This window comes from Stenotrophomonas sp. 05L44_2, assembly GCF_056665995.1.
In genome coordinates this window covers 3912-10645 of sequence record NZ_JBFTNR010000158.1, presented here as the reverse complement: position 1 = coordinate 10645, position 6734 = coordinate 3912, and the positions used below count along the sequence as shown (strand labels likewise).

Sequence of the window (6734 nt, the reverse complement as noted above, 5' to 3'; positions counted from 1 at the left end):
GCGCGGAAGGCGGTGCCGTACTTGCCGCGGAACAGCAGGCTTTCAATGGGACGGAATTCCACGCCGATGCTGTAGGTCGACTTGTCGACGGTCTTGTCGGCGATCTTGAACGCGTCGTAGCGGCCCGAGGCGGTCACGGTCAACGACTCCAGCAGCGGCATGCGCAGTTCGCTGGTCAGCGCGTAGTTGCTGCGATGGCCGGCGCCGGCCACCGAGGTGGTGCCCCAGACGCTGCCATCAAGCAGGCGCTGGTCGGGTGTATAGGACCAGCCTTCGCTGCCCGCTTCGGCCACCACTGCCAGGCCCGCATCGCCACCGGGCAGCTTGAACAGCGAACCATTGGTGATCTGCGCGCGGCCCAGGTTCTGCCAGGTGCGGCTCTTGTTGTAGGTGAAGCCGGTGAAGGTCTGGAAATCGCCGGCCGGCAGCGGCGAATAGAACGCGCCCCAGTTCGGGTTGTAGATGTTGTAGCCGTCGTCGGTGACGCCCAGCACCGGACCCAGCACGCGGTCTTCGAAGTAGCTGTCGATCTCATTGGCCCAGCGCGCGAAGCTGCGCTCGGTCAGCTTGTACTCGCCACGGCTGAAGCTGGCGCTGTAATCCCAGTTGCCGACGTTGCCGCGCCCGCCCAGCGTGATCTGGTAGGCCTTGTTGCGATCGGTGCTCATGGTGTCGCGGTAGCCGGCCGGGCTGATGTCCTCCGGCGCGAACGCGCGCTGCAGGTTCATGTATTCGCCACTGGCCTGGTCGACGAACGCACCGAAGCCGACATCGCTGCCCCAGAAGGCGTAGCCCGAACCCGAGTTGTACTGCACTTCTTCCAGGCTGTAGAGCGCGTCTGCGAACAGCTGGAAGTTGTCGTTGACGTCAAAGGACATCGACGAATAGATCTGGCTGCTTTCCTTGCCGTTCTTCAGCGTCTTGTAGCCGGCACTGAAGGGTGAACCGCAGGATTCGCCAGTGGCACGGGTGCCCAGCACGGTGGTGCCGCCGAACTGGCCGGCCACGTTGGCGCAGCGGCTCGGGTCCATCATCACGTAGGCGTTCTGCTGGTCCGGCAGGTAGACCAGGAAGTCGTTGGTCGGAACCTGCGGCGTATAGCCCCGGGTGTTGTTCTGCTTGGTCAGGTCGCGCTGGTAACCCCAGATCGGGCTGCTCTTCTCGTACTGCACGTTGACCAGTGCGTGGAAGCGGTCATCAAAAGCGTTGAAGCCATGCGCGCCGCTGACGCGGAAATCGTTGCCGCCACCCTCGGTATAGGCGCCGCCGCGTACGTTCAGCACGCCGCCGTCCATGCGGTCTTTGAGGATGATGTTGACCACGCCGGCGATCGCGTCCGAGCCGTACAGCGATGACTGGCCGCCGGGCAGGATCTCGATGCGCTCGACGATGTCGATCGGGATGCCGCTGAGGTTGTTGAAGGTATCGCTGCCGTTGTAGAGGGCAGGGTAGGACAGCATCGGCCGTCCGTTGATCAGGTACTTGGTGTAGCTCGGGCTGAGGCCGAACATGCCCGAGGCTTCGGCGCCCTGGGTGAACGACGCGGAGGTCTGGCCGCCCTGCAGGCCGCCGGTGGTCAACGAGTTCTGCTGCAGCACCTCGGCAACGCTGGTGAAGCCACGGGTCTGGATGTCCTCGGCGGTGACGGTCAGGACCGGCGTGTGGTTCTCGATCTGCGTCTGCGGGATCAGTGAGCCGGTGACGGTCACGCGTCCAAGATCGGTGGGAGTGTTGTCCTGGGCGAGCGCGATCGCGCTGCTGCTGGCCAGGATCAGGCCGCTGAGGACGGCGCGGGTGAGCGGGTGACGCGGGAAGCCATTGCGAGACATGCGGTACTCCGTGTGGTCGTGAGAAACGCGTTTTCCCTTTCCTGGGAACTCATGGATGGTTCAGCAGCCGGTGGACGCAGAAAGGCGGCGTTTTTCGAACGTAACACACGCTTAACTTGTTTTTCGCGGGCTTGTCGCGCTCTCGCAATGGCCCGTTGGGAGTTAATAAAAATTTCTTTAAAAACAATTGATTGCAATATTGGTACGAATTTGCCGAGTTTGGCTTAATGAACACCCAGTAAATTTTCGGATATTTAACAATCGAGATGTTCCCGCAGCGATCGCCGCACGTGCCTCGCCAAAAAAAAGGCCCCGCCGAAGCGGGGCCTGGTCCGGAATCAAACCCGGAAATCGACGGGATTACTTGCCGAAGTCGTACTTGGCCTGCACGTACACGGTGCGGCCGTAGACGTTGTACAGGTAGTTGTTGAACGGCGTGCCGGAGGTGCCCTGGTAGCTGTGAGCCTGCTGCTCGGGCATCTTGTTGAACACGTTGTTGACCATCAGCGACAGGGTCAGGTCATCCTGCACGCGGTAGTTCACGCTCAGGTTGTAAGTGGTGTACGAAGCCCACTTGCCTGCCTTGTAACCCGACGCACCATGGGTGTACTCGTAGCCGTTCAGGCCCGCCAGGTAGTTCGGGGTGTGGCCGATGTAGTTCGCGTACAGCGTGGTGGTCCACTTGTCCAGCGACCAGGCCACCGACGCGTCGGAACGGACCTTGGCGTAGCTGTCGTAGTTCCACATCGACTTCGGGTTGCCCAGCAGGTCCTGGAAGTCCTCGCCCGGCTGCGCCTGCACTTCACGCTTCAGCATGTTGGTGTAGTTGCCCGAGAACTGCAGCGAACCGAAGCGGCCGATGTCCTGCAGGTACTTGAAGCCGACGGTCACGGCCTGCAGGTTCTGGCGGGCCACGTTCATCTTCGGGGTGTACAGCGAGCTCAGGTTGCCGGCCGAATCGCGCACGACCCAGTCAGCCACGTTCTGGCAGGTGGCCGAGGAGCCGTTCGGCAGGCCGTTGCGGCAGTAGTACTCGGCCAGCAGAAGCTGGTCGGTGCTGGCCGTATCGACTTCGTTCTCGATCTTCCAGTTGTAGTAGTCGGCCGAGATCGACAGGTTCGCCATCGGCGCCCAGACGATGCCCGCGTTCCAGACGTCGGCGGTGATCGGCTCCAGGTCCGGGTTGCCGGCACGCTCGGAGTACACCGAGACGCTGTCTGCGTAGCGGCAGGCGTCGGTGTTGCCCGGCACGTAGCCCAGCTCACCGCAACGGTAGTAGTCGGTGGAGTTGGCAGCGTAATAGCCGCTGCGGCCCTGGAATGCGTCGGGCAGGGTCGGCGCGCGGAAGGCGGTGCCGTACTTGCCGCGGAACAGCAGGCTTTCGATCGGACGGAACTCGACACCCACGCTGTAGGTGGCCTTGTCGACGGTGTTGTCGGCGATCTTGAAGGCGTCATAGCGACCGGAAGCGGTCACCGTCAGCGACTCCAGCAGCGGCATGCGCAGCTCGCTGGTCACCGCGTAGTTGCTGCGATGGCCGTTGCCGGCAACAGCCGACGAGCCCCACACGTCGCCGTCCAGCAGGCGCTGGTCGGGGCTGTAGTCCCAACCTTCGCTGCCGCCTTCGACGACCACGGCCAGGCCGGCATCACCGCCCGGCAGCGAGAACAGCGAGCCGTTGGTGACCTGCGCGCGTGCCAGGTTCTGCCAGGTGCGGCTGTGGTTGGTGGTGTAACCGGTGAAGCCAGCGAAATCTTCCGGCGAGATCGGCGAGTAGAACGCGCCCCAGTTGGTGTTGTAGATGCCGAAGCCATCCTGGGTGCCCAGCTGCGGGCCCAGCACCTTGTCGGCGAAGTAGCTGTTGATGGCATTGCCGAAGCGCTGGAACTTGCTCTCATCCAGGCGGTATTCGCCACGGGTGAAGCTCAGGCTGTAGTCCCAGTTGCCGACCGCACCCTTGCCGCCCAGGGTGACCTGGTAGGCACGGCTCTTGTCGTTGTTCAGGATGCCCTTGTAGCCTTCGCCGCCGATGTCTTCCGGAGCGAACGCGCGCTGCAGGTTGACCAGCTTGCCGGAGGCCTGGTCATAGAAGCCACCCATGGTGCTCTTGGTGCCCCACCAGAGGTAGTTCGAGCCCGAGGTGTATTCGGTCTTTTCCTTGCTGTACAGCACGTCGGCGAACAGCTGGAAGTTGTCGTTCACGTCGAAGGTCATCGACGAGTAGAACTGGCCGCTGTCCTTGCCGTTCTTCAAGGTCTTGTAGCCGGCGCCGAAGACCGAGCCGCAGGACTGGCCCGTCGGGCGGTTCGCCAGCACGGTGGTGCCGTCGAATTGGCCGGCAACGTTGGCGCAGTTGCTCGGGTCCATCATGTACAGCGCATTGGTCTTGGCGTCGATGACGGCGAAGTCGTTCGACGGCAGCTGCGCGGTGTAGCCGTTCGCGTTGTTCTGCTTGGTCAGGTCACGCTGGTAGCCCCAGATCGGGTTGCTGCTTTCGATCTGCACGTTGACCAGTGCATTGAAGCGGTCGTCCAGTGCCGAGAAGCCGTGTGCACCGCTGACGCGGAAGCTGCTGCCACCGCCTTCAGTGGAAGTGCCGCCACGCACGGACAGGCTGCCGCCTTCCATGTGGTCCTTCAGGATGATGTTGACCACGCCGGYGATCGCATCCGAACCGTACAGGGAGGACTGGCCACCCGGCAGGACTTCGATGCGCTCGACGATGTCGATCGGAATGCCGCTGATGTTGTTGAACGCGTCGCCGCCGTTGTACAGCGCCGGGTAGGACATCATCGGGCGGCCGTTGATCAGGTACTTGGTGTAACCCGGATTCAGGCCGAACATGCCAGCGGCTTCAGCGCCCTGGGTGAACGAAGCGGAGGTCTGGCCACCCTGGATGCCGCCGGTGGTCAGCGAGGACTGCTGCAGCACCTCGGCGACGCTGTTGAAGCCGCGCGACTGGATGGCTTCAGCGCTGATGGTCATGACCGGGGTCTGGGTCTCGACCTGGGTCTGCGGGATCAGCGAGCCGGTGACGGTGATCTTGTCCAGATTGGTGGCCTTGTCCTGGGCCATTGCCGGCGAGGCGGCAACCAGGGCGGAGATCAAGGCGACAGCGAGGGTGTTGCGACGTGCAGAATTGCGAAGGTCTTTCATGTAGTTCCGTTCAGAGAGCAAATACGAGTACGGCACTGCGCATGCGCCATCGTGCGTGCCGTAGATCCAGCAACGCAGCCCAAAACCAGTGCTTAGCGAACGTAACATGAACTTAACAATCTGTGCACGAATCTGTAGCAATCCTGAATTTCAGTCAGCGTACGTCCAGCTAGTATGATGTTGGGTTCTTCTTGTCGATTCACCCGGAGCCCGCAGTGAACAGTTCTTCCCGTCGTCCGCATGCCAGCCAGGTGCAGAAGGGACTGGCGCCGCATGCGCGCATCCGCAACGTGATCGCGGTGGGCTCGGGAAAGGGTGGCGTGGGCAAGTCGACCACGGCGGTCAACCTGGCCGTCGCACTGCAGCAGCTGGGGGCGCGCGTAGGCGTGCTTGATGCCGATATCTACGGCCCCAGCGTGCCGGCGATGCTCGGCCTGTCCGGTCGCCCGGAAAGCCCGGACAACAAGAGCATCGAGCCGATGCGGGCCTTCGGCGTGGACACCATGTCGATCGGTTATCTGGTCGAGGACGAAACGCCGCTGATCATGCGCGCACCGCGCGCGACGGCGGCGTTGACCCAGCTGTTCGAAGACACGCTGTGGGACGACCTGGACTATCTGCTGATCGATCTGCCGCCGGGCACCGGCGACATCCAGCTGACCCTGGTGCAGAAGATCCCGCTGGCCGGCGCGGTGATCGTCACCACGCCGCAGGAYATCGCTACGCTGGATGCRMRSAAGGCGCTGAAGATGTTCGAGAAGGTCGAGGTGCCGGTGCTGGGCGTGGTCGARAACATGGCCGTGCATACCTGCAGCAACTGCGGKCATGTGGAGCACCTGTTCGGCGARGGTGGTGGCGAGCGCATGGCGGCGCAGTACGGCGTGCCGCTGCTGGGGTCGCTGCCGCTGCAGATCGGCATCCGCGAGCAGGGCGATGCCGGTACCCCGATCACCGCCGCGCAGCCGGAATCGGCGGCGGCCCAGGCCTACCACCGTGCCGCCCAGCGTCTGGTCGAGGAAGTGGGCAAGCGCCCGCGCGCTTCGATCCCGATCCTGTCCTCGCTGCTGTAAGGGCCCGCTGGGGGCTGCGGCGGCGACGCCCGGCCCCCTGCTAGAATCCTCGCGCCCCCTCGCACCCAGGACAGAGCATGAGCATCAAGAGTGACCGTTGGATCCGCCGGATGTCCGAACAGCACGGCATGATCGAGCCGTATGAGGCCGGGCAGGTCAAGCAGGCCAACGGCGAGCGCATCGTCAGCTACGGCACTTCCAGCTACGGCTACGACGTGCGCTGCTCGCGCGAGTTCAAGGTGTTCACCAACATCAACTCGACGATCGTGGACCCCAAGCATTTCGATCCGGGCAGCTTCGTCGATATCGTCGGTGACGAGTGCATCATTCCGCCGAACAGCTTCGCGCTGGCACGCACGGTCGAGTATTTCCGCATTCCGCGCGACACCCTGGTGGTGTGCCTGGGCAAGAGCACCTAYGCGCGCTGCGGCATCATCGTCAACGTGACSCCGCTGGARCCSGARTGGGAAGGYCACGTSACSCTGGAATTCWSSAACACCACGCCGCTGCCGGCGCGCATCTACGCCAACGAAGGCGTGGCGCAGATGCTGTTCTTCCAGTCCGATGAAGTGTGCGAGACCTCGTACAAGGACCGCGGCGGCAAGTACCAGGGCCAGACCGGCGTGACCCTGCCGCGCACCTGACAGCTTGCGTCAGCGCGTATCGGTAGCGCCGGGCC

The 6734-nt window shown here is 63.3% G+C and carries 4 protein-coding genes; 2 read left to right on the top strand and 2 right to left on the bottom strand.

The window, feature by feature from the left end; all coding sequences use genetic code 11:
* Both AC1VAN_RS07545 and AC1VAN_RS07540 read right to left on the bottom strand, forming a co-directional pair.
* The coding region (locus AC1VAN_RS07545; RefSeq protein WP_480985557.1) for a TonB-dependent receptor domain-containing protein at positions 1–1829 on the bottom strand (1829 nt) is incomplete at its 3' end.
* 360 nt (positions 1830–2189) lie between these two features.
* Entirely contained in the window at positions 2190–4985 is a 2796-nt protein-coding gene (locus tag AC1VAN_RS07540) for a TonB-dependent receptor plug domain-containing protein (protein ID WP_480985556.1), read from the bottom strand.
* Between the two features lie 215 nt (positions 4986–5200).
* On the opposite strand from AC1VAN_RS07540, the gene apbC reads away from it, so the two are divergent.
* Complete coding sequence (apbC, locus tag AC1VAN_RS07535) at positions 5201–6055, top strand: iron-sulfur cluster carrier protein ApbC (RefSeq protein WP_480985555.1); 855 nt, start codon at positions 5201–5203, stop codon at positions 6053–6055.
* A 77-nt stretch (positions 6056–6132) separates the two neighbouring features.
* A complete protein-coding gene (dcd, locus tag AC1VAN_RS07530; RefSeq protein ID WP_480985554.1) occupies positions 6133–6699 on the top strand; it encodes a dCTP deaminase in 567 nt (188 codons plus the stop codon).
* Positions 6700–6734: the final 35 nt, after the last annotated feature.